Raw genomic sequence first — 24,503 nt, 5'->3', positions numbered from 1 at the left:
CAATGGAACTTTTATCGCCAGCCGGCAATGTTGAAAAATTATACTATGCATATGCTTATGGAGCAGATGCCGCTTATATCGGTCTTAAGAAATTTTCTCTCCGCGTAAAGGCCGACAATTTTTATGAAGATGAATATAAAAAGGTTCAGGCACTTAAAGCTCAGTTTCCTGGACGTCGTCTTCACTGTGCACTCAACATTTCTTTTCATGATGAAGAAATCGATGCATTAAAGGCAAATCTCGATTATTTTAAACAGTATCCGATAGATGCTTTTATCGTACAGGATATCGGTATTGTTCCATTACTTCAGAAAGAATTTCCTAATGCCCAGCTGCACTTAAGTACCCAGGCAAGCTGCGTAAACAGTGAAGCTGTTAAGATGTATAAGAACATGGGGTTTTCTCGTATTGTTCTTGGACGTGAGATTTCCATTGATCAGATTCGCCGCATAAAAGATTCTGTTCCTGATATGGAACTTGAAACCTTTGTTCACGGTGCAATGTGTATTGCCTATGCCGGCCGCTGTCTTATGAGTGCTTATCTTACAGGCCGCAGCGCACAGAGTGGTTTTTGTTCTCATACCTGCCGATGGAATTTTAAACTTGCAGAAGACCGTGATTCAGGAAACGACAGTTCGGCTCCTCATATCATAACCGCTGAAGAAGCAAAAATGATGGCACAGAGCGGACTTCTTACAATTGAAGAAGAGCAGAGACCTGGCGAAAAGTTCCCGATTTTTGAAGGTGAAGATTTTACTGCAGTTCTTTCTTCAAAAGATATCCGCATGATTGAACACCTTGCAGATCTCCGCGATGCCGGAATTGATTCCCTCAAAATCGAAGGCCGTATGAAGAGTGTTTACTATGTTGCAATGGTAACCCGTGCACACCGCAAAGCCCTCGATGTCCTTGAAGGAAAAATCACAGACGAAGAAGCTGCTCCTTATATTGCAGAGCTCGAAAATGTAGCTCACCGCGAAAGCACAACAGGCTTTTACTATAACAAGGCCGATGCCGATAAAACTACAACCGGTGCCAGCGACAGTAAATATCAGCTTGCAGCGGAAATTGGAAAGGAAATCACAGATGCCGCTTTTGACACTGTTTATACAGAAGGTCAGAAACGCGGAGTCGAAAATCAGAAAGCTCTGGACGAAATGCACCCTGCAGCCCGCGAAGCACGTCTTAAGGATTACGAGCAGCATCCTGACCGCCGAATTATTCCGTTTGAAAAGAAAGACGGCTGGTATATGTATGAATGCAATGCAATGAACATGATTCGTATTGAGGATGACATTGAGTTTGTTTCACCAGAATTCTGTTCGCTTACAATTCCTGCTGGTGAATGGGAAATCATTGATTCTGAAACCGGCTTGAAGATGAACTGGACCTGCGACGGACATCCGACATATCTTTATGTTTCTCATAAATTGCCTGAAGCAACTCTGCTCAGAACTCTTGATCCTGATTATGTAGAAGGAAAAATCCGCGACACTGGAAGATAAAAATCGGTCGGCCAGCTGCTTACTGCTGGTCGTGACCATCATCCCACGCAACGTCAACACTGCGTTCTTCTTTCTGAGGAATACGCTGATAAATCAGACAGTCGGCGCGGTGAATTGAAACACCCTTAGTTCTTGTAACATATCCCGCAATAAGGTCCGGATATTCCGGATGGCAGCACTGCGCAATATTGTAAAGAACACGGCGCTCTCCCTGTACGAGAATACCGCATTTTTTTCGAGGCTTCTGTTCGGTAATTTCCTGCTTGCCTTTTTTAGGGCGGGATTTCTTTACCCTGCTGAAGTGAGTACCACCGGCACCCGCAGTACCAACCGTTCCCTCAATACCCTGGGCTGCGGCGGCTTCCTCAGCTTTAAGAGCGAGTCTTTCACTAAAGGTAGGGTCATTTGCCATGAGCCAAGAGTGAATCTTCTGGTGAGCCTTACTTGTTTTTACAAGCTTAAGCTGGGCCTCTGTAGGATGAGCCTGAGGATTTGTGATTACCTCAATAATCTGTGTATTCTGAAGCGCTTTAGACAAAGGAATGATTTTTCCGTCTGCCTTTGCTGCAATAATCTTTTCACCGATAGCCGAGTGAATAGAGTAAGCAAAGTCAATTGCAGTTGCTCCCATCGGAAGTTTCTTTACATCTCCCTTTGGAGTAAAAACGTAAATCTCATCACCAAGGAGTTCGTTTTTGAGAGTCTCAAAATTGTTGCCTTCTGTGAGACTGTCCTTAAACTGCTGAAGCTTGTTGTAAATGGCAAGGCGGTCTTCTTCTATCAGCTCTCGTGAGCTGCCTTTTTTATAAAGCCAGTGAGAGGCAATTCCGTGCTCAGCCATATTGTGCATGTCGTGGGTACGGATCTGAATTTCAAGAGGCTTACCCTCACACATTACAGTTGTATGCAGTGACTGATAACCGTTTGCCTTAGGCATTGCAATGTAATCTTTAAAACGGCCGTCCAGCGGTTTCCAAAGTCCGTGTACAATACCAACGAGAGTGTAGCATTCTGCAGGTGTGTTACACAGAATACGGAGTGCAAGCAAATCAAAAAGCTCGCCGGCTTCCTTGTTGCGCTTTCTCATCTTCTGATAGATTGAATAAAAGTGCTTTGCACGGCTTTGAATTTCAATCTTCATGCCCATCTTATCTGCAGACTTATAAATGCTGTTTACAGCCTTTTCGAGGTAGCTGGAACGTTCATCTTTTTTCTGAGAAACAATGGCTTTAATCTGCTGGAAAACTGCCGGGTTAGTATATTTAAGGCTTAAATCTTCAAATTCATTTTTTTCTGCCTGCATACCGAGTCTGTCTGCAAGCGGAGCCCAGATTTCTATAACGGCAGAGGCAATCATATGCTGGTCTGCAGCCGTAAAGTTTTTGATATTGCGTATACGGTCCAGACGGTCTGCAAGTGTAATGAGGATAATTCGTGCATCATCACACATAGCAAAAAGCATATTACGGATTGCATCAGACTGATGCATGGTTTTTGTATTTATAGGCAGATTGAGAATCTTATTTACTGTAAGAATGATATTGCAGACATTTTCGCCGAACTGATTTTTCAGTTCTTCTTCTGTAACATTAAAATCCAGAATAGTATGAAGAATGGCTGCTACAAGAGTAGGGCTGTCGAGTTTGCTTTCTGCAAGGATATTTGCAACTCTTAGAGGATGGAGATAGTAAGGCTTACCGCATTCACGTACCCTGTCACCTGCTTTTGTAACAAGGAGAGTCCATGCCTGTGAAACTGCCTCTTTTTCTTCTGGAGAAAGATACTCATGCTTTGAAAAGAACTCTTCCAGAAGGGCAGCCGGATTTTTTATGTCTGAATCAAACACTTTTTCGCTGCTCATACCCATAAAAATAACAGATAATTCTAAAAAATGACAGTAATTTTCTATAAAAAAGCTTGTAATTTTAGTATAATTTAATATGGAAAGTATAATATGAAACGTTTAATTTTTACAATGATTGTGGCTGCGTCATTTTCACTGTATGCGCAGACTGCAACTGAGAAATCTAGAGTTATTACAGTGGAAGATGCAGTAGTTCTTGCTGCAGATAACAATATTTCCCTTAAACGTCAGAAAATTACTCTGGACGCACTGGATAAGCGTAATAAGACTTCCTGGAATGGTGTAAGTCCGTCTGCCTCTTTAAGCGGATCCTATGAAATTCCTTTTGATGGTTTGCTTACAGAAAAAGAAGCTTCAAATAAGTATACTTATAGCTTTAGTGCTTCTGTCAGTCTTTCTCTTACACCTTCACTTTATACTTCAATAAAGGAAGCTCGACTTAAGTTTGAAAGTGGAAAAACTTCTTATGAGGATGCTGTTCGTCAGGTTGAACTGAGTGTAAGAAAGCTTTTTTACTCTCTTTTGTATACAAAAGAAAGTATATCTCTCCAGAAGCGTAATATGGAAACAGCACGTCTTCGTTATGAAAATAACCGCGATAAATATAACCGCGGCCAGCTTTCTGAACTCGACCTTTTGCAGTCTCAGTACAGCTATGAAAGCCAGCGCCCGACAATAGAATCTGCAGAAATAGCTTATCAGAATAATATGGCTTCCTTTAAGCAGACTCTTGGTATTTCGCAGGATGAAAAAATTGAACTTTCAGGATCTCTTTCGGATGCAATTCCTCCTGAAACTTTTACAGTTACGCAGACTGTAGAGGAGCTTCCTTCAGTAAAGAAGATTCAGACAAATATTGAACAACAGAAAAACTCGCTGCTTGCAACTCGCTTTTCTGCTTATGCACCTTCAATTTCGGCCTCATATTCCTGGGGAATGAATAGATTGTCTGATAAAACAGAAGATATTACTAAAGCAAATGAAAATGAAAGTCATAGTTTGTCGTTTGGAGTAAGAATTCCTCTAGATGGATATCTTCCATGGTCAAATGGAGCTCTTAGTATTGCAGCACAAAAGGGAGCTTTAAAAGATCTCGAATTGCAGCTTGAAGATGAAAAGACAACAGCATCCCTTAATCTTGAGAACAGTATAAAAAATATTCTTCAGAAGCAGAGTCAGATGGAGATGCTGAACCGCAATGTAGAAATTGCGCAGAAATCTTATGATATGACTCTTACTGCCTATAATCACGGTTCACGCGATTTACTTACTTTGCAGAACGCTTCAGATTCACTTCTTAAAGCAAAAACAGACAGAGAATCTCATATTTACAATCTGATTTGCGCTGTTTTAGATCTGGAAAATACACTCGGAGTTCCATTTGGATCTTTGGGAAACGAATAAAATAAATTAGGAAAAATTAAGAGGTATATATGGACAGGAAAAAAACTACAACTACGGCAATTATTCTGATTGCCATTCTTGCTGTTACAGCTGGTGCAGTATTTTTAATAACCCGCTCAGCAAAAAATAAAAACTCAGCGTCTGGTGGATTCGGAGGTTTTGGAGGCCGAGGTCCACAGACAGCAACTGCAGTTCGTACAACTGTAGCAGAAAAGAAAACAATTACAGATTTCGTTTATACAAACGGTGAAATTGAAACTCAGAAATCAATTGAAGTTTTTCCTTCTATAGGGGGTAAGGTTGTAGAGATGCTGGTTTCTCTCGGCTCTTCAGTAAAGCAGGGCGACATTATTGCTTATATCGACCCGTCTGAGCCTGGAAGTTATTATGCAAAAAGCCCTGTTACAGCTCCAATCGACGGAAGTATCATTACCTCTCCTGTAAAAATCGGCCAAAAGGTTAGTGCAAATTCAGTAATCACAAAAATAGGTGATATCAACAATCTTCAGATTACAGCAAAGGTGCCGGAGCGATATGTTGCAGATATCGCAATCGGTCAGAAGGCAGAAATCACACTTCAGGCTTATGGCGAAGAAAAGTTTATTGCTTCAGTTGTTCGTATTTCTCCAGTTGTAGATCCTGCTACACGTACAAAAGAAATCATTTTGAATTTTGATAAAAAATATGACAAGGTTAATGCCGGTATGTTTGCCCGCGTTAAGCTTTTTACTGTTGATTTTGGAGGCTATCCGGTTATTCCTCAGGATGCCTTTGTTGAAAACAGTGATGAATATTATCTGTATGTTGTAAAAGATGATAGCACTGTTACAAAGCGCAAGGTAACCCGTGGAAAAAATATCGACGGTTACAATCAGGTTACTGATGGTCTTGCTGCCGGTGAAGTTGTTGTTCTTGAAGGTATGCTTTCACTTTATGAAGGTGCAAAAGTTCGTGATATCAGCGGCAACGTGGAGTTTGTAGAAGCACCACCTGCAGATAAAGGTGATGAAAAAAGTCCAAAGCCAGAGGGTAAAAAATAATGAGTTTAAGCAGAAAAACACTTGAACATCCGGTATTGATTCTGATTGTTTTTGCTCTGCTTGGAATGATTGGTATTTTTACCCTGAGCAATGTAGCAACTGCACTTATGCCGGAAATCGAAAATCCTTCTCTTTCAATCAATACATCTTATCCAAACGCAGACCCTGAGTCTGTTGAAAAGTCTATTACAAAGATGATTGAAAGTGCTGTTATGAGCGTAAACGGTCTTAAGAATCTTACATCAACTTCGAATGAAGGTTCTTCTAACGTTTCCCTTGAGTTTGAGTATGGAACTGATTTGACAGCTGCAATGAATGATGTCCGCGATAAGCTTGATAGAGTAAAGCGAGGTCTTCCTGATAATGCGGGAACTCCTACAATTTTCCGCTTCACTGGAGACAGCGGCGAAATCATGCGAATCCTTATCCGTGGTAACCGTTCTGTAGATGACTTAAAATCAATTGCCGAGAGCAATGTAGTAAGTATTCTTGAACAGGCTGATGGTGTAGGTGAAGCTGAAGTTTATGGTGGACGTTCTGCACAGGTAAATGTAAAACTTGATCAGAACAGAATGGCTGCTTACGGCTTTACAGTTCCAACTGTTACAGGTGCTCTTTCAAAACAGAATCTTGAACTTGGTGGTGGTAAGGTTCAGGAAGGACACAGAAACTATATTGTTCGAACAACTGGTGAATATACAAGCCTTGATGAAATTAATGATACTGTAATTTCTATTATCAACGGTTATGCAATCAGACTTCGAGATATAGGTGAAGCAACAATCGGTTACAGCGATACAACACAGGAATCGTTCATCAATGGTGAAAAAGGTGTTTATATCAGTGTTACAAAGCAGTCAGATGCAAACTCTGTAACTGTAGCAAATAATGTTTATAAAAAGATTGATCAGGCAGAGCAGAATCTTCCGCCGGATGTTACTCTTGAAATCATTCAGGATTCAACAGACGCTATCCGCGAAACAATCAATACTTTGATTACTTCTGCCTGGCAGGGACTTATTCTTGCGGTTATCATTCTGTTTATCTTCCTTCAAAACTTTAAGTCAACAATTATCATTTCGATTTCTATTCCTCTTTCAATTATCATTACTCTGTTTGCAATGAGTATGTTTGGACTTACATTAAATATGATGACCCTTACAGGTCTGATTCTTGGTGTAGGTATGATTGTAGATGCGTCTATCGTAATGATTGATAATATTTATGCTTACAGGCAGCGTGGTGCTAAGCCTCGTACTTCTGCAATTCTTGGTTCACAGGAAATGCTCATGTCGGTAACATCAGGAAACCTTACAACAATCTGTGTATTCCTTCCATTTATCTTCTTTATTAAAGATCTTGGATTTATGGGGCAGATGTTTAAGGCTGCAATTTTTACAATTGTAATTGCCCTTGTTTCTTCTCTGCTGGTTGCTATTTTCCTTGTTCCTGTTTTGGCAGGAAAATTCTTTCCGCTTTCAAACAGAAATGAAAAACCTGTTTCAAATCCTGTGCTGAAAAGACTATACGGATTTTTTGAAGGAATAATTCAGTTCTTTATCCGTTTGTATTCACGCGTATTAAAAGCAGCCCTTGATAACCGTCTGATTACAATTGTTGCTGCTGTCTGTGTACTTGTAATTTCTTTTGCCTTTATTCCGACAATGCAGATTAATCAGATTCCAGCCGGCCGTGATGATCAGGTTCAATTGAATATCAATATGGCAACTGCAACTCCTTTTGAAGAAACAAAAGAGGTCGTACTTGCACTTGAGGCATATGTTAAAGCCGAATGTAAAGGAATTAAAACTGTAACTACTTCAATTGGTGGTCGTAATACAAACCGCGGTTCCATCACAATTGCTCTTCCGGAAACTGCAAAGCAGATTGATTCTGCTCAGGATATGCAGAATAAGCTCCGTAAGCATTTTGCAGAATTCCCTAGTGCACGACTTTCCTTTAGCGAAGGTTTCCGTGGTCAGTGGATGGGAAGCAGTGTAGATGTCGTTCTTCTTTCAGATGATCTTGATGCGGCTTTGAATACTGCAGAAGAAATCCGTGAAGTTATTTCTGCAAACAAGAAAATCAGCGAGCCTTCTGTAAGTATGGATAAGGGACTTCCTCAGGTTGAAATTGTTATTGACCGTGAACGCGCCTACAACATGGGTGTAGACATTGCAACCGTCGCACGCGAAATCAACTATGCGATTAACGGTTCTACCGCCTGTACTTACAAGAGCAACGGAAAAGATTACAGCGTAGTAGTTGCTTACCGTCCGGAAGATCGCAAGACAATCAACGACCTTGAATCCATTTACGTTCGTGGAAACGGCGGAATGGTCAGCGTTGCAAACTTTGCATCGATTAAAAAAGGCCTCGGTCCGGTTTCTATCCGCCGTGAAAGCCAGAAGCGAATCATTCACGTTCGCGCAAGCAATCTTACAGAAGAAAACGACAACGTAATTGAAGAAGAAATTAAGGCCGCCATTCAGGAAAATGTTATTATTCCAGATTCAGTTGTAGTTAATTATAAGGGAGCCTGGAAAGAAACAATGAGCCAGTACGGCTTCTATCTTAAGATTGCGATTATGGCAATTCTGCTGGTATTTGGTGTAATGGCTGCAACCTACGAGTCGTTCAAGGCTCCGCTTATCAACCTTGCAACAATGCCGTTCATTATCATTGGTGTAATTCTGATTCATAAGATTATTGGAGAAGCACTTTCCTTCATGACAGCAGTCGGTGTTATCATGCTGATTGGTATTGTTGTAAATAACGGTATTATTCTTGTTGACTACACGAATATTCTTGTAGGACGTGGTGTCGAGCTTAAGAATGCCTGCTTTGAAGCTGGAAAGAGCCGTTTCCGTCCGGTATTGATGACAACCCTTACAACAATTCTTGGTATGCTCCCGATGTGTTTTACAACAGAAGGCCAGTCAAGTATGGTTCGCCCTATTGCCATTGCTGTAGTAGGTGGTTTGATTTCCAGTACGTTTATTACACTGCTGGTAATTCCGGTATTGTACAGCCTGGTAATGAGAAAGCGCGGTGCTCGCCCGGTGGTTGAGCATGTTGAAAACACCGGTGATTACGATAAAAGCCGCTGGGAGGAGGATGAATAATGTCAGAACTTTATCGTGCTGAAATAATTTCGAACCAGTCTGTTCAGGAAGATATTACAGAAGCTCTTGAAAAAGAGATTCCTTCAATTCAATATACCGTAATTCCGGAAATCCACGGCCGCGGTTCTCACACTAAAAAGCTTGGTGACACCATCTGGCCGGAAATGAACTTTGTGCTTTTTTCGTATGTTGAAGAAGCAGATGCCCGCAAGGTAAATGAAGTCGTAGAAAAAGTAAAACAGCGCTTCCCGAACGAGGGAATCAGTTTGTTCTTTACAAAAGCTGTTGAGTTCTAGTAAATCTCGACTACGCGGAGCTGGCCTTCGAGATCTCTGTGAATCTCCGTATTAAAGCCGGCTGCCTCCGCGAACTCGGCTGTTGCTTCTGCGTTGTACTCGCCGGTTTCCATAATAATTGAACCGCGCGGTGCGAGGTGTGCAGCAGCCTGCGGAATTAAGTTCCGGATTATCGCTAGTCCATCATCAGCAGGCTCGCCGCGGTCATTTGTGGCGCGATCGCCGTCTATTGTTATGTCGCCGTCGAGTGCGAGGCGCGGTTCGCTGCGACCGTCCTGTAAAAGTTCATCCACCATTGTGTGCGGAATGTACGGCGGGTTAGAAAGAATCACATCATATTTAATTGCTTCAGAAATTGCATCAAAGAGGTTAGTGCGCACAAAGTTAAAGCGCGAGAGAATAAGCGTGCTGTCCGGCCTGTCCCCGAGCAGGGCAGCAACATTTCGTCGTGCTATATCGAGCGCAGGTTCTGAGATGTCGGCAAGTGTAAACTTTGGCAGCTGTTCAGCCGGAACTCTTTCGTCTTCAAGCAGAGTCTTAGCCACTGCAACTGCAATACAGCCGCTACCGGTACACATATCACAAACTGTTAAAAGGTTCTCACCGCGTGCATCCATCATCGATAGAATAACGTCTACAGCGCGTTCTACTAAAATCTCTGTGTCTGGCTTTGGAATTAAAACGTCTGGAGTTACGATAAAGTCGTAACCGTAAAATTCCTTGTGTCCGGTGATATACGCAATAGGAAGTCCTGTTGCGCGTCGGGCAACAGCGTCGTCTATTTTAGTTTTTGTGGCGTCTGACAATTCCTGATTTTGATTCATAAGAAGCTGTGTTTTATTGTAGTTCAGAAAATGGCATAACAGGATTTCTGCATCTAGTTGTGGAGATGCGGAAGATGAAATTGTTTTGATTATTTGATTCTTATATTCACGAATTGTCATAGCGGAGGCGTTGCGGGGGTGTCCCCCGCTGGAAGGGGTAGGCTGCAACGAAGTGCAGCCGCGGGGGGAGACTTCCCCCCTACATCAAATTAAAGTTCAGTGATATCCGACTTCAACTGCTCTTCCTTAGCGTAAACGTTCAATGCATCGAGCATATCGTCCATTTCGCCCATCATGAAAGAAGGAAGGTTATGAGCCGAATAGTTGATGCGGTGATCAGTTACGCGGTCCTGAGGGAAGTTGTAAGTGCGGATCTTTTCAGAGCGGGCACCAGAACCTACCATGCTTGAGCGGGCAGCTGCACGCTCTTCCTGCTTTTTGCTTTCTTCAAGGTCGAAGAGGCGGGCACGGAGTACTCGGAAAGCCTTTTCCTTATTCTTAATCTGAGACTTTTCATCCTGCTGAATAACAACAAGACCTGTCGGAATATGAGTAAGACGAACGGCAGAGTCAGTTGTGTTTACACACTGTCCACCAGGTCCACCGGCACGCATTACGTCAACGCGAACGTCGCCCGGTTTAATTTCAATTTCAGTTTCTTCAGCTTCAGGAAGAACAGCAACAGTTGCAGTAGAAGTCTGCAGACGTCCCTGGCTTTCTGTCTGAGGAACACGCTGAACACGGTGAACACCAGATTCCCAGCGAAGTGTACCATATACAAACTTACCGCTGATAGAAGTTACAATCTTGTTGAAACCACCAACTTCAGTTTCCTGAGCTTCCATAGTTTCAGTTTTCCAGCCCTTGCGTTCAGCGAGGTGTGTATACATTTCCCAAAGGTCTCGTACAAAAAGCGAAGCTTCGTCACCACCCGCAGCCGAGCGGATTTCAAGAATAATATTTTTCTCATCAAGAGGATCAGGCGGAACAAGCTTCAGTTTAATATCCTCTTCAAGCTTAGGCTGTCTTTCTTCCAGTTCCTTAAGCTCCTCGCGAGCCATTTCCTTCATCTCGGCATCATCTTCTGCCGTAATCATTTCCTTAGCGTCCTGGATACCGCTCAAAACCTTTTTGTATTCGTCATAAAGTGCACAAACTTCAGTCAGGTATCCGTGCTCACGCATTGTGTCCTTGTACTTCTTCGGGTCCTTTACAAGATTCGGATCCATTACAAGGTCGCTTACAACTTTAAAGCGCTTCTCACATTCATCAAGCTTTTTCAGTAAATCCATAATTTGAGTATATTATCATAGAAAAGAAAATATGAAAAGGAGGGGGATGAATCCCCGCTCTTATAGAGAATCCGTTAAAAAACGAGCTGCGACAGCGGGTCGTTTTAGGATTATCCTTAAAAAATAGCGGCAGAGGCAGGCTATGCCTGCCGTTATCCCTTCTTTTTATAAATCCAAACTTTTCAAACTTACCCCATATATTACATATAATTAAGCAGTTGAAAGTTTGGATTTTATTTTTATTATCTTTACCATAACAAGTTCTTCGCAAAAAGAACTTATTCCAAATATCCGCCGTAGCACCAGCCTGTGGTACCCGATTTTATTTCATTGCCGTCTTTGTCTTTCGCGTCAGAAAGAACTTCTACCTGTACCCAGTTGCTGTTTATTCCATCGATAGTTTCTGCTTTGCCAAGTTTCAGGATTTTGACTTTTGTGCCTTTTTGCATGGTTGTGATTACACTGCTTGATGTTGCTTCCTGAGAACGAAGGCGAAGATTGTCGTTGCAAGTCATTACTTTGCTTACAGCTACGTTTGTTGATGAAGCTGAATCCTGATTATCAAAATTGATGTGTTCTTTATTCCACTGCTCGCGCCACTGTGAATCCCAGGTATTTTCGATTCGCCAAAGGGTGTGAGTGTCTGTTGTCCAGTTTATAGTCAGGAAATACCAGTCGCCGTTTGGATGATAGGTGATGGATTCTTCGGTTTCATTCTCAGGAATGGTGTAATATAACACCTCACTTTCTTTTCTGTCAAAAACCCTAATAGTTTTACGCTTGTTATTTAGAGTAATTACATAATCTGTAGTTTCATAAGCTGTTGCATTCCATCTGCATCTGACTCCATCAATATATAAATCATTATCTGAATCTAAAGTCAGATGAGGATCATAATTTCCATTTTTAAGAAGTTTACTTGTTTCTTCTGCATTACGGAAATTTTTCTGATTCTGAACTTCATCAAAAGAAGGATTTACTATGCTGTTTACCGAATTATGAGGGTATGTAAAAAACAAAATATCTTTTTCTTCATCATAATAACAATCAGTGAACCAATTACTGTCCCCTCCATTAAGCTTATTTAATATTGAATAAATATTTACTCGAAAAAACTCAGAACCATTTTTATTAAAATAGAATGCTTCGGTATGGTTTCCCATAAAAATATTATTTTCAATTGTTTGGAAAGTCTGCAAAGATGTATCTGTATTAATTTTTATCTGTGTTTCAATCTCTAAATCTTTATTGGTGAAAAGCATCAATTTCTTGTCACGCTGATAAATCATAAAATTTCCATCAGCATCAAAAAAGATATCGTTACCAGTAATATCATCCTGAGGATTGACCTCTTCTCTAATATAAACAGATGCCTTATCATTCTTAAATTGTTTAATTTTTTTAAATTCAACATTCTGACACCATAAAAATGTGCTTATGAAAAGTAAAGTTATAAATATGAATGTCTTTTTCATTTCTTTTAACTCCAGATAGATTTTGATTATTTCTCTAACTTTTGTATCATCTCAACAAGCTTCTGACGATGCGCCGGAAGCGTCACTTCACCAGATGTTTTGCCTTCATCTGTGTACCAGACTTGTTTGTTGAAATGAGTTGAAAGGTCTGCGCTTTTAAAGTGAACGCCATAGATGGCAAAGATTGTATTTCTCAAAAGACGGAGTTCTGCTTTGCTCAAAGTTGGAAGAACCTTGTTTACGTACTGGCCGTAAGAGTCGTCTGTGTAGCCGTTGATGGCCATAGCATAAAAATCTGGATCACCCCAGGTGCGGCGGATGCGGAATACTTCGGTATATTCTTCGCCGGCTATGTAGTAGTAGATGTTGCCGCCGAACCCAAGATACCAGCTGGAGCTATAATAATCATCATCTTTACAGTTCTTGATTATTTCAGAGTATGGATTTAATCCTTCAGTAAATTTGTAAAAAATACACTTATCATTAAAGTAACATCCAATGTCAGAACCAAGGCTTCCAAAGTCTTGCATAAAATAATAATTTCCTTGAAGGTCATATTGCACCATTACATTGTGTTTCATGTAATGAGTTTTTCCCCAGATAAGGACACGATTGCGAATAAAATCATTGTAGAGTTCTAATTCACCAGAAGTACTCTTGCTCTGCTCGTATTTTTCCGGGTCATATTTTTTCAAATATGCCATTGCTTATTCTTCTGAATAGATACGGCCGGTGGTATCTACAGCACTTGGAAATCCATCTTCATTTACATAATAAATTATGTAGCCATTATCTTTTTTGAGAATGAAACTGATTCCAGACTTGATATTTTCATATCCGGCTATATATTGAATCTGTTCATTGTCTTTTTCCAGAATTAAAACATCACTATGGCAACTTATATCGAAATCTCCCAATTCAATTTGCATCAAACCAAAGGTATTCCGATATTCAGTTTTTTTGACACCTTCCAGAGTAGTCAAATCATAATAAGTAAAATCAGATGTGCTATTAATGATTTTTATTGTGTTATCAACTTCATTTATGGCAAGCTCATTTGGACTTCCGGGTCCACCTGCGATACCATCTCTATAATATATATCTTTTATTTCTCCAAGTTTTTCCACTTCCAAAGCGAAACATAAAACGCTCATTGCGAGAATAATTGCTGTAAGTAAAAGTCTCTTCTTCATATTCAAACCTTATTCCAAATATCCGCCGTAGCACCAGCCTATTGTGCCTGATTTTATTTCTTTACCGTCTTTATTTTTTGCATCAGAAAGAACTTCTACCTGTACCCAGTTGCTGTTTATGCCATCGATTGTTTCTGCTTTGCCAAGTTTCAGGATTTTGACTTTTGTCCCTTTTTGCATGGTTGTAATTACATTGCTTGAAGTTGCTTCTTCTGAACGCAGACGCAAATTATCATTGCAACTCATTATTTTGTTAACCGCTACGTTTGTAAATGATGTTGATTGCTGATTATCAAAATTGATGAACTTCGTTTCTACCCAGCCTTCGCGACCATCTAGTTTTTGAATTTTACTCCAATTGCCTTTTGTCTCTTTTTGCAAAACTATGTCGTTTTCATAATTGTTTCCATTTGCAGCTGAAGATGAATTTGCATTTTCGTAAAGCGGAATATTGTTGTTTATAATTATTCCGATATGGCTGATATCTACATCTAACTGATCATATAATCTGTTTGGAATCTTCTTAATCAACCATTCTTTATTCTGAGCATTGCAATCAGAAAAATAAATACTTCCATCTGGAGCTATATAAAACGAAGTTTTGCAGATTGGTTTTCCTGCTTTATTGCGGGCAGGATTCCATTCATTTTCTTTGTAATCTTCATAAATATAAAGTTTACTATCAAAAGGAGTCAAAACTGCAATAGAAAACTTTACATTAAAGCCAGGATTATCATTTGAAAATCTTCCATTTTCACTATCAAATCTCATAAAATAATGAAAGCCCTTTAAATCTGTCCCGGTCAGAGTATATACAGGAAAACCAGGATTTTGTGAAAAAGAGTCTATATTTTTTTTGTCTTGATATTGTGGATTCATAATTTGGAATGTATCATTTCTTCGTTTCCAATAATTAATCCCATCTGAACTTCTATTTAGTGAATAATCACCTATACAGATTCTTGAAATATTGCCCTTTTTATTTCTTGTAAAGATAAAGCCAAGTTTCTCTGCCATCCCTTTATCCAGATATTCAGAGGTTTCTCTTTCATTTTTAACAGTATAAGTACCATCTTTTTTTAATTGAATGCAAACAAGTGTTTTTCCAGTAGTCATAAAGAAAACTGTATCATCTAAGCAAAGGAAGGATGCATAATCATAAATTCCATATGGGAAAAGGCTTGTTTTGTTTTCGATTTTATATTCATTTCCTTTATGATAAATAATCAGATAATCTTCATTCTGTCCTGCACCAGCTCCAACATTTCCATAAAGAAAACCGTCTGAAAGATTTCCATATATTTGGGTTCCAGTATAAGGGGCATTATTTTTTAAGGACAGTTTCTTCTTAAGTTTTTTACTAATAAGATTTAATTCATAATAATTCTTTCCGTCATAAACTATCATCATGTTTTCAAAGGACGCTAAAACACTGAGTTCAGGAGCAGAACCTTCGTTTTCATCCCAAGAGGATGAATAATTAAATGCACCCTCAGTTCCAAAAGGAATCCTTTTCATTATTTCAACATTCTGGCTCCATGAGAAAGTGCTTATAAAAATCAAACAAACTATAAAAAAAATCTTCTTCATTTCTCAATTTCTCCTGCATTTAATATTTCCCAGAAACCAGTTTTATTGGAACCTGAGCGTTTTATATAACCTTTCTGTTTGAGAACTGCAATTGCATTATCAACGGTAGTCTTTCCAACTCCGACCAACTGTGCAATTTGAGGTTTTGTAATATTTGGATTATTTCGGATTTCTGAAAAAATCTTGGACTGAGTATTATTTAATTTTGAATTATCACCCGTTTTATTACCCACTTTATCACCCATATTGTTAATCCAATTAAAAGGGATTTTTACAACAATAGAGTTTTCATGAAATTCGTATGCACTTTTTCCGTATGTGCTGGTAATTTTTGGAACACCACGGCCAGTTTTTTCACTGATATGAAGTTGTAAGAATATTTCTGAAAGCTTCTTATTTACAGGGACAGATTCACCTCTAAAAAAACCTTCAAGCGTCTGTTCTGGTGGTAGTATTCCCCGAGAAAGAATTTCAATTCTATCTGAGAAAACGGTAATCATCGGTTCATTTTCTGTTACCCATTTGTTATGTACAAACGCATTTATAACAGCTTCCCTGAAAGCATCATTTTCAAACAAAGGAACGTCCTTTCGCTCAACAACTCTATCCTTTTCATCTGCCTGAAGAATATTCAAGACATCTCCATAACGAAGAACTTCATCAAGCGTATACAAAATACACTGGTAACCAAATTCGCGGATAGAATACATTTTATCAGCTTTTGTCTTTCCTGAGAAAATGGCAACTCTTAACGGAATCTGAGAATTATCAGAAAGCAACTGTGCAAGAATGTTATATTGTCCATCTTCTGTAAGAAGATTAAGGTTCTTTTTGAAATTATCAGGATTAAGTTTCAGACCTTTAGCACCATAATAAATAAACAGTTTTTCAAATGTTAGATCCTGATATTTTGAGGGTGTATTCTCAATTGTTGGAAATCCGTGCCGAAGGACATCAAACAGATAAGACTCTTTTTCCGGATACTTTCTGAGACTTTCCTTACTTGAGCCAATTCGTATAAAGCGTTCGTTATCAAAACTTGTAGGAACTGTCCTTGCAGCCGGAATAGTAAGAACAACTACTTTTTTACCCTCATAATTAGTTTCTTCAAAATTGAAATTTAAATCCGGATAAATCTGTCGTGCAAGAAAATGTTTTAAAGGCTCATTTTTAATATCCATGTTGCAGTTAAAAGTTGTGCCTGTTACATCATGTGTATCATTATGAATTCCCCAGACAAAATAAGCATTCTTACGACCTTCAATTGCTGCACTGTTTGAGAGAGCAGAAATATACTGTCCAAGCTGAGTCTGATCAAACCAGTTTTCCTTAAACTCAAACCATTCACGTTCAGTATCATAAGAACGGAGTTCATCTAATAATTCATGTAATTGATTATTCACTTTATCACCCATGATGATTATATCACACATGGGTAATAAAGTAAGTAATATGGGTGATATTTTGCCACAAAATTTATCTTGGTAATCCAAGAAATTCAGATAATGAACCATCATCCATTTCCCACTTTTTAGGAAGCGCTGCCTCCTTTTCATCTTCAAGTGTCGCCAGTGCTTCTGCTTTTTCGGCTATGGAAACATCAAGGTATTTCATTGTCGTTTCAACACTTTCGTGTCCAAGTAGAAATTTTATCTGAACAATATTCATTCCATCTTCCAGCCAATGCGTGGCTTTTGCATGCCGTAATTGATGTGAATGCAAATTAATTGGAATTTCCTGACTTTTTGCACTGCCTGCTTCTGCGTATTTCTTTATACGCTTTGCAATAGCCGGCTGAGTTAATTTCTCCTTCCGATTTCCAACAGGCGAGAAAAATAAGTAATCTTCCGGCTTAGGATTTTTTCCATGTACGGATTCAATATAACCTTTCAAGTTGGTAACAGTTCTTGGCATGAGAAAAGCAGGTCTAATCTTTTCACCTTTTCCAAACAAATTCATATAAGGATGAGGTCCCTCTAAGAATAAATCTTTTATTCTTAATGATAAAATCTCATTAATTCGTGCTGCCGAACTATACATCAACATTAAAAGCGTATAATCTCTTCGACCTATCTTAGTTCCCAAATCTGGTTGATTCAATAATTCTTGAATTCCTTTTTTAGAAACACCTGTAACTTTCTTCTTCAAAGTTTTTAATCTGTGAATAGTTCTTGACTCTTCATACAGGTACATAAGTTTTATGTCCTTAGAACCAAGATATTTCAAAAATCCTCTGAATGTACTCATTCGATTGTTACAGGTATCTGGAGAACAACTGCGTTCATTTTTTAACCAGAGTATCCATTTTTCTATATACGTTCTTTCAAAAGCTTTTCTTGATAGATTTGAAGAAGTGATACCTTCTTTTTCTAAAAATTTGATATATAAAACCAAAGTATCTTCATAAGATTTCAGAGTATCTTTTGAACGGCTTAAAAATGCAGGTGCATAATTGTAAAGATAATCTGATATATATTTCGAAAATTTTATAGCTTCCGCATTATTCTTCATAATTCACCTCTTTTATTATTTCATTCAAATCAGATTCTGTTTTATCTTTTATAGTTTCACTAAGACGCGGGACTATCGAGTAATAATAGAGTGTAGATACTAACTTTTTATGTCCCATAGATTTAGACAAGAAAAACAATTTATCATTGAATTCGAATGAATCAGTTTCCCAACTATTTATATTAGTTGTTGCATAGTTGTGCCGCAAATCATAAGGCACTGCAGATGTTTTATTAGCTCTGTACCAGCACTCCCTAAAACATCTGCTAAGCCAGCTTGTATCAAAAAAAGAACCATTAGATTTTTCAAAGAAATATGTTCGATTTTTTTTCAATTTATCCATTGCAAAATCATATTTCTTTAACATATCAACGGTAGAGGAATGAAGCGCAACATAATGTTTATCAGAGCCTTTCCCTTTTCGAATTTTAAGAATGCCGTTCTCAAAATCGACATCTTCTCTTTTTAACAATCTGGCCTCTGTTGTTCGAATTCCAGAACTATATAGCAAGCGGAAAAGAACCGGAACAACAAGGTTCTTATAATTGGAAAATCTGCGACTATCTTTACAAATATGATCACATTCAAAAAAGAAAGCCTTCAATTCTTCTTCTGTGAATGAATGTGGTATATATTTAGATTTCTCAGACTTCAGGAGCACCGGCAGTTCAATGCATGACAAGGCTCTTTGATTAAGAAATTTTATAAAGGCTCTAACGACTTTTATTCTTGTATTTCTAGATCCATTCAATTCAGAAGATTTTTTTTGACACCAAGAATCAATCATTTCTTGAGTTAATTCTTTCTGAGCAGCAAAGTTTTCATAACAAAATTTTTCAAATCGTCTTAAAGTCTGTATATATACTCTATTCATACCACCAGAAACTGTTTTGTAATTGAGGAAGAGCTTTATTTTTTCCTCTAAATTCTTTTCTAAATCAGTCATTTGTAAACACCTCCTCGTCAATTGGAAAGTTTTCTAGACTAAGTGCAAATGGTCTTAAATGTTCTATATCTGCTTCAAGATATGGCTCTAAGGAAGTTGGTTCGACATGTCCCAAAGTTGCACTTATTACAGGTTGAGAAAATCCACTGGATGCTAATGCTGTTGCAATATGATGTCTGAAAATATGCGTTCCTCGACGATCTCCTTTATTCTGCCTAAGCCCAGTTATTTTAAATAACCTATTTGAAATGCTATAAATACCATTGCTATTGAGGGCTTCATATGGAGAAAACGACTTAAGGAAAAGAAATTGACTCTGTTTTTTTGGTCTCTCAAATTTGAGATAATCGTATATTGAATTTCCAACAATTGGCAAAAGAGGTAATTCAACCAGATTTAAGGTTTTTGACTGGTATAAAGATATTTTATCTTTTTGCCAGTCTATATTTTCCAATTTAAGATTAGCTACATCACAAGCCCGTAGTCCATAGTAAAACAAAATATTCAGGATAGCCTTATCTCGTAATGAAAAATGATTATCCATCAGCTCGTGCTTTATTACTTCACATTCTTTTACTGTTAGAAACTGATAAAGCGTTCGTATTTTCCTTATTTCTGGTACATAGTTCATAATTCTTTGCACATCAGAATCTTCAAGATTTACCTGTAACGCTGTTGTTATGGCCTTTTTATAAGAGTGACTTTTATTTAGTTGATTATTCTCATCAAGAAAAAAAGCATATACTTCTTTCTCTGTCACCTTTGCGAATGTTGCAAACCCTTTTTGCTGAAAAAATTTAAGAAAACATGCAGCTTTTCTTACACAGGAGCTTATAGTTTTTTCACTATGTCCTTCATTAGTAGCATATGAGATATAATTATCAATCAGTGATTTGAAATAGGGATTTAAGCATAAATATGCACTTTTAACAGGTTGCAAAGGATTTCTTTTATAGTGCAATGGCAATTGATTATTTTCGTCAAAGTCCCTGAAAACGCGATACATAGAACGATAGCTATATACCACACCAACAGAAACTCTTTTTCTTTCAAGTCGATAATTACATAAATCAACATAAGATGAAAAATCTTTGTCTTTTCCATGTTTTTGTATCCAATGAATTTCGCAAATATACTTTTCTATATTTGAATCTGTATAGTGTTGCTCTTTCATTGCTTTGAACAAAACATCCGATGTCGCTATTAATTTTTCGATATTCATAACAATATCCTCCTTGTCTTGAATATCGAAAATAAAATCCAAACTTTTATATTATTAATTCTTTATATCATAAGAGAATATGACAATAAGTATGGATTTCTTTTTAGTTAGGATAAGCTCAAAAATCCAAAAGTTTTCATTTTCGCCGACCCCCTCTGTGGTTTATTTTTTAGAGGCGCAGTGACAAGCTCCGCCACATGAACTGCAACTGCTGCCACACGAACAGTGGCTGCGTCCTGCGCGTTTTGCTTTAACCATTGAGGTTATAACACATGCAACAACAGCAATAAGAATTAAACCAACTATTAATGTACCCATATTATAACCTCCACGTCATCCCGAACTTGATTCGGGATCTAATTCTTAGCCTTTCTGAACAAAGCGTAGCACAAACATCCAAGCACTGCAATTGCACAGATAATGCCTGCAATATTTGCATTTTCAGTGAACATGCTTCCGAACTGGTAAACGATGAATGAAATTACATAAGCAAAGCCGCACTGCCAGCCGATTGCTGCCCAAGTCCACTTTCTGCTGTTCATTTCGCGTTTGATAGCACCGATTGCTGCAAAACAAGGAGCACACAAAAGGTTGAAAATCAGGAATGAAAGACCTGCTGGCGCTGTGAATGCTGCAGCCATGTTAGCCCAGGTTTCTTCTCCACCATAGAGAATACCCATTGTACCAACAATGTTTTCCTTAGCAACAAGACCTGTAATAGAAGCAACAGCTGCCTGCCAGTTACCCCAGCCGATAGGTGCAAAAATCCATGCGATAAGTCCACCAATCTTTGCAAGAATACTTGAATCCATCTGATCTTCTTCAAGCATTCCAAATCCGCCGTCTGCCCATCCAAAGAATGAAAGGAACCAGATAACGATTGTCGAAAGCAAGATAATTGTACCGGCTTTCTTAATGAATGACCATCCTCTTTCCCACATTGAACGAAGAACGTTTGTAACTGTTGGCCAGTGATAAGCAGGAAGTTCCATAACAAAAGGAGCAACTTCGCCCATAAAAGGCTTTGTCTTTTTCAAGATAATTCCGGAAATGATGATTGCAGCACAACCGATAAAGTAAGCACTTGCTGCAAGCCATGGGCTTCCACCAAACAAAGCACCAACAACAAGTCCGATAAATGGAAGCTTAGCTCCACATGGAATAAAGGTTGTTGTCATGATTGTCATGCGGCGGTCGCGTTCGTTTTCAATTGTACGGCAAGCCATAATTCCAGGAACACCACAACCCATACCAACCAGCATAGGAATGAATGATTTTCCAGAAAGTCCAAAGCGGCGGAATACACGGTCAAGAATAAAGGCAATACGTGCCATGTAACCACAAGCTTCAAGGAAGGCAAGGAAGATAAACAGAACAAGCATCTGTGGAACAAATCCGAGCACTGCACCAACACCGGCAACAATACCGTCAAGAATAAGTCCCTTAAGCCAGTCTGCACAACCGATTGCATCTAAACCGCTTTCAATAAGGACTGGAACACCAGGAACCCATACACCGTAGTCTGCTGGATCAGGTCCTTCTTCACCGTACTTTTCTGCCATTGCTTTTGCTTCTTCTGCAACTTCATCTGTAATTTCAATTGGTTCAGAAACTTCCATAGTTTCTTCATCAACAGTTACATAAGTAACATCACCGTTTTCAAGTGCTTCAAGAATTGCTGCTGTGTCACCGTATTCTTCGGCTGCTTCTTCGTAAGCCCCTGTACCGATTCCAAACAGGTGATATCCGTCACCAAAGAGTCCGTCGTTTGCCCAGTCTGTTGCTGAGGCACCAACGGTTACCATTGCAACGTAGTAAACAAACCACATTATAACAGCAAAGATTGGGAGAGCAAGCCAGCGGTTTGTAACAACGCGGTCAATCTTATCTGAAGTGCTGAGCTTAGTGCGGTTCTTTTTTGTTACGCAGTTTTTTATGATTGATTCAATATACTTATAGCGTTCAGCAGTGATGATAGATTCTGAATCATCATCAAGTTCTGCCTCACACGCTTTGATATCTTTTTCAATATGTTCGAGTTTTGAAGGTTCAATTCCAAGAGCTTTGATAACCTTTTCATCACGTTCAAAAAGTTTTACTGAGTACCAGCGGTGTTGTTCTTCCGGAAGATTGTGAACGATTGCTTCTTCAATGTGAGCAAGAGCATGTTCAACGCAGCCTTCAAAGCGGTGCTTATACAGCATAGGTTTTTTTTCCATTGCCTTATTCAAAGCAATTTCTGCCGCTTCAATACAGCCGGTTCCCTTAAGAGCTGAAATCTCAAGTACAGGACATCCGAGCTCCTTTGACATTGCATCAACGTGAATCTTGTCGCCGTTCTTCTTTACAACGTCCATCATGTTTACAGCAACAACCATTGGAATACCGAGCTCTGCAAGTTGAGTTGTCAGATATAGGTTTCGCTCAAGGTTTGTTCCATCAACAATATTCAAGATTGCATCAGGGCGTTCTTTTACAAGATAGTCGCGCGATACAACTTCTTCGAGTGTATATGGAGAAAGCGAGTAGATGCCGGGAAGGTCTGTGATTACAACATCATCCTTGTGGCCCTTAAGCTTTCCTTCTTTTTTTTCTACAGTTACTCCAGGCCAGTTTCCAACAAACTGATTTGAGCCTGTGAGCGCATTAAATAATGTGGTTTTTCCCGCATTCGGGTTTCCTGCTAAAGCTATTTTTATCATTGTCGTGTTTCCTCCGGTCGTCCTATTTCAACAGAATGAGTTCTGCGTCGGCCTTGCGAATCGAGAGTTCGTAGCCGCGAACTGTAACTTCTACCGGGTCTCCAAGTGGAGCAACCTTGCGCACATAAATCTCTGTACCCTTTGTAATTCCCATGTCCATAATACGGCGCTTTACCGCACCTTCGCCAAGCAGCTTTTCAACAGTAACTGTCTGGCCTGTTTTTACATCCCTTAAAGTCATATTTATTCTCCTATAAAATGTACTGAATTAAACTATGATTTTTTGAGCCATTTCTTTACTGATGGCCACACGGCTTTCCTTAATCTGAACGATTATATTACCGCACATCTTTGAAATAACAGACACTTCGGCTCCGGCAACAAATCCCAGATTTTCCAGAAAGCGTCTTACTTCTTCTTTTCCATTGATTTTTTTGATCAGAAACTTGTCATCCTGACAAGCCATAGTTAAAGGCATTTTAGTTAACTCCCTCTAACATAGTGTTAGATTAGCCTAATATTAGTATTAACTAACAGGTTAGTCAATACTATCAAAAGAGAAATTAATTTTCTATTAAATTGTATTTTTTATTTCATTGTTATATATTGATGCGTATGAAATACTCACTTGCGATTTTTGACATGGATGGAACAATCCTTAATACTCTTGATGACATGACAGATTCTCTGAATGACATTCTTACAAAATACAACCTTCCGCTTCATACTGTAGATGAAGTACGTTTTATGGTAGGAAACGGAATTCCAAAGCTGATCGAACGTGCTCTTGCAGACGGCCGCAGCAATCCTCAGTTTGAGCAGATTCTTGCTGATTTTATTGCATATTACGAAAAGCACTGTGCAATAAAAACCGCTCCTTATGATGGAGTAGTGGACTGTATAAAAACTCTCCGCGCTGCTGGAATCAAAATTGCTGTAAATACAAATAAGGTTGAGCCTGCCGCCATTGCTCTTTGTGATGACTACTTCCCGGGCCTTTTTGATATTATTTCCGGCAGCCGTCCTGGTATGCCACCTAAGCCTGCACCAGACGGAATCTATGAGATTCTGAGCCGTGCCGGTATGGATGGAAAATCTGAAGGTCAGCGCGCAGTGTTCATCGGCGACTCAGATGTAGACATGCAGACTGGAATGAATGCCGGCCTCGATGTAATCGGCGTAGACTGGGGCTTCCGCGGTAAAAAGTTCCTCGAAGAACACGGCGCAAAAGTAATCATGATGAATGCCGCAGAGCTTGCCGGATATCTTACAAAATAACACGTTTTATGCTATATTTTTTTGTGTATTTCAATGGAATCAGGTGCAAGGCCTGAGCTGAATGCGCAACGGTATGAAGATAAAAACGACATCTGAAATACAGCCACTGGACCGTCTGGTCTGGGAAGGCTTCAGATGCAAATGCTTCAAGCCCGGAAACTTTGGTACACACCTTTCGTATGAAAGGATATCTCTCTTTTTTGGGAACTGCGCAGTCTCGGTTCCCGGGTAGGAAA

At 39.1% G+C, this 24,503-nt stretch carries 21 protein-coding genes and 1 riboswitch; of the genes, 6 read left to right on the top strand and 15 right to left on the bottom strand.

Features of this window, described 5'->3' with window-relative positions; translation table 11 throughout:
* Positions 1-2: 2 nt before the first annotated feature.
* Entirely contained in the window at positions 3-1,505 is a 1,503-nt protein-coding gene (locus AABJ44_RS11675) for a peptidase U32 family protein (protein WP_338369227.1), read from the top strand.
* Positions 1,506-1,524: 19 nt separating this feature from the next.
* On the opposite strand, the gene AABJ44_RS11670 is transcribed toward AABJ44_RS11675, so the two are convergent.
* On the bottom strand, positions 1,525-3,366 hold the full coding sequence (locus tag AABJ44_RS11670; RefSeq protein WP_338369226.1) for a RelA/SpoT family protein: 1,842 nt from the start codon (positions 3,364-3,366) through the stop codon (positions 1,525-1,527).
* Between the two features lie 93 nt (positions 3,367-3,459).
* Here AABJ44_RS11670 and AABJ44_RS11665 point away from each other — a divergent pair, with 93 nt between their 5' ends.
* Genes AABJ44_RS11665 through AABJ44_RS11650 form a run of 4 tightly spaced genes read left to right on the top strand, consistent with a single transcriptional unit; the run spans position 3,460 to position 9,234 of the window.
* Positions 3,460-4,773 (top strand): TolC family protein, encoded by a 1,314-nt coding sequence (locus AABJ44_RS11665; RefSeq protein ID WP_338369225.1) that lies wholly within the window; start codon positions 3,460-3,462, stop codon positions 4,771-4,773.
* 29 nt (positions 4,774-4,802) lie between these two features.
* Positions 4,803-5,813, top strand: coding sequence for an efflux RND transporter periplasmic adaptor subunit (locus AABJ44_RS11660; protein WP_338369224.1), 1,011 nt, complete (start codon positions 4,803-4,805; stop codon positions 5,811-5,813).
* A complete protein-coding gene (locus AABJ44_RS11655; RefSeq protein ID WP_338369223.1) occupies positions 5,813-8,938 on the top strand; it encodes an efflux RND transporter permease subunit in 3,126 nt (1,041 codons plus the stop codon). The genes AABJ44_RS11660 and AABJ44_RS11655 overlap by 1 nt, the downstream gene beginning before the upstream one ends.
* Positions 8,938-9,234, top strand: coding sequence for a PG0541 family transporter-associated protein (locus AABJ44_RS11650; RefSeq protein ID WP_338369222.1), 297 nt, complete (start codon positions 8,938-8,940; stop codon positions 9,232-9,234). The genes AABJ44_RS11655 and AABJ44_RS11650 overlap by 1 nt, the downstream gene beginning before the upstream one ends.
* On the opposite strand, the gene AABJ44_RS11645 is transcribed toward AABJ44_RS11650, so the two are convergent.
* The 14 genes from AABJ44_RS11645 to AABJ44_RS11580 form a co-directional block, all read right to left on the bottom strand.
* Positions 9,231-10,178: a N5-glutamine methyltransferase family protein gene (locus AABJ44_RS11645; protein WP_338369221.1), complete on the bottom strand. Its 948-nt coding sequence runs from the start codon at positions 10,176-10,178 to the stop codon at positions 9,231-9,233. The genes AABJ44_RS11650 and AABJ44_RS11645 overlap by 4 nt on opposite strands.
* Before the next feature lie 89 nt (positions 10,179-10,267).
* Positions 10,268-11,350: a peptide chain release factor 1 gene (prfA, locus tag AABJ44_RS11640; protein WP_074642288.1), complete on the bottom strand. Its 1,083-nt coding sequence runs from the start codon at positions 11,348-11,350 to the stop codon at positions 10,268-10,270.
* A 278-nt stretch (positions 11,351-11,628) separates the two neighbouring features.
* Positions 11,629-12,825: an SH3 domain-containing protein gene (locus tag AABJ44_RS11635; protein ID WP_338369220.1), complete on the bottom strand. Its 1,197-nt coding sequence runs from the start codon at positions 12,823-12,825 to the stop codon at positions 11,629-11,631.
* 26 nt (positions 12,826-12,851) lie between these two features.
* Positions 12,852-13,529, bottom strand: coding sequence for a YARHG domain-containing protein (locus AABJ44_RS11630; protein ID WP_338369219.1), 678 nt, complete (start codon positions 13,527-13,529; stop codon positions 12,852-12,854).
* A 3-nt stretch (positions 13,530-13,532) separates the two neighbouring features.
* Entirely contained in the window at positions 13,533-14,018 is a 486-nt protein-coding gene (locus tag AABJ44_RS11625; protein ID WP_338369218.1) for a hypothetical protein, read from the bottom strand.
* Between the two features lie 9 nt (positions 14,019-14,027).
* Positions 14,028-15,608, bottom strand: coding sequence for an SH3 domain-containing protein (locus AABJ44_RS11620; RefSeq protein ID WP_338369217.1), 1,581 nt, complete (start codon positions 15,606-15,608; stop codon positions 14,028-14,030).
* Positions 15,605-17,041: an RNA-binding domain-containing protein gene (locus tag AABJ44_RS11615; RefSeq protein ID WP_338369216.1), complete on the bottom strand. Its 1,437-nt coding sequence runs from the start codon at positions 17,039-17,041 to the stop codon at positions 15,605-15,607. Before AABJ44_RS11615 ends, AABJ44_RS11620 begins: the two co-directional genes overlap by 4 nt.
* A gap of 43 nt (positions 17,042-17,084) precedes the next feature.
* On the bottom strand, positions 17,085-18,119 hold the full coding sequence (locus AABJ44_RS11610) for a tyrosine-type recombinase/integrase (RefSeq protein WP_338369215.1): 1,035 nt from the start codon (positions 18,117-18,119) through the stop codon (positions 17,085-17,087).
* Positions 18,109-19,065, bottom strand: coding sequence for a tyrosine-type recombinase/integrase (locus tag AABJ44_RS11605; protein ID WP_338369214.1), 957 nt, complete (start codon positions 19,063-19,065; stop codon positions 18,109-18,111). The genes AABJ44_RS11610 and AABJ44_RS11605 overlap by 11 nt, the downstream gene beginning before the upstream one ends.
* Positions 19,058-20,287 (bottom strand): tyrosine-type recombinase/integrase, encoded by a 1,230-nt coding sequence (locus AABJ44_RS11600; protein WP_338369213.1) that lies wholly within the window; start codon positions 20,285-20,287, stop codon positions 19,058-19,060. The genes AABJ44_RS11605 and AABJ44_RS11600 overlap by 8 nt, the downstream gene beginning before the upstream one ends.
* Positions 20,288-20,449: 162 nt before the next feature.
* Positions 20,450-20,605, bottom strand: coding sequence for a FeoB-associated Cys-rich membrane protein (locus AABJ44_RS11595; protein ID WP_338369212.1), 156 nt, complete (start codon positions 20,603-20,605; stop codon positions 20,450-20,452).
* Positions 20,606-20,643: 38 nt separating this feature from the next.
* Positions 20,644-22,989 carry a ferrous iron transporter B gene (gene feoB / locus AABJ44_RS11590; protein WP_338369211.1) on the bottom strand — a complete coding sequence of 782 codons (2,346 nt, stop codon included), beginning with the start codon at positions 22,987-22,989 and terminating at the stop codon, positions 20,644-20,646.
* A gap of 22 nt (positions 22,990-23,011) precedes the next feature.
* Positions 23,012-23,230, bottom strand: coding sequence for a FeoA family protein (locus AABJ44_RS11585; protein WP_338369210.1), 219 nt, complete (start codon positions 23,228-23,230; stop codon positions 23,012-23,014).
* Positions 23,231-23,257: 27 nt separating this feature from the next.
* Positions 23,258-23,467 carry a FeoA family protein gene (locus AABJ44_RS11580; protein WP_074642297.1) on the bottom strand — a complete coding sequence of 70 codons (210 nt, stop codon included), beginning with the start codon at positions 23,465-23,467 and terminating at the stop codon, positions 23,258-23,260.
* Between the two features lie 137 nt (positions 23,468-23,604).
* Here AABJ44_RS11580 and AABJ44_RS11575 point away from each other — a divergent pair, with 137 nt between their 5' ends.
* A complete protein-coding gene (locus AABJ44_RS11575; protein ID WP_338369209.1) occupies positions 23,605-24,267 on the top strand; it encodes an HAD family hydrolase in 663 nt (220 codons plus the stop codon).
* Positions 24,260-24,450, top strand: a riboswitch (cobalamin riboswitch). It overlaps the preceding gene by 8 nt.
* The last annotated feature ends 53 nt before the right edge of the window (positions 24,451-24,503 follow it).

It is taken from the genome of Treponema bryantii (assembly GCF_036492245.1).
In the GTDB taxonomy this organism is placed as follows: domain Bacteria; phylum Spirochaetota; class Spirochaetia; order Treponematales; family Treponemataceae; genus Treponema_D; species Treponema_D bryantii_C.
The sequence above is the reverse complement of the archived record's forward strand: the minus strand, read 5'-3'. Positions and strand labels throughout refer to the sequence as shown.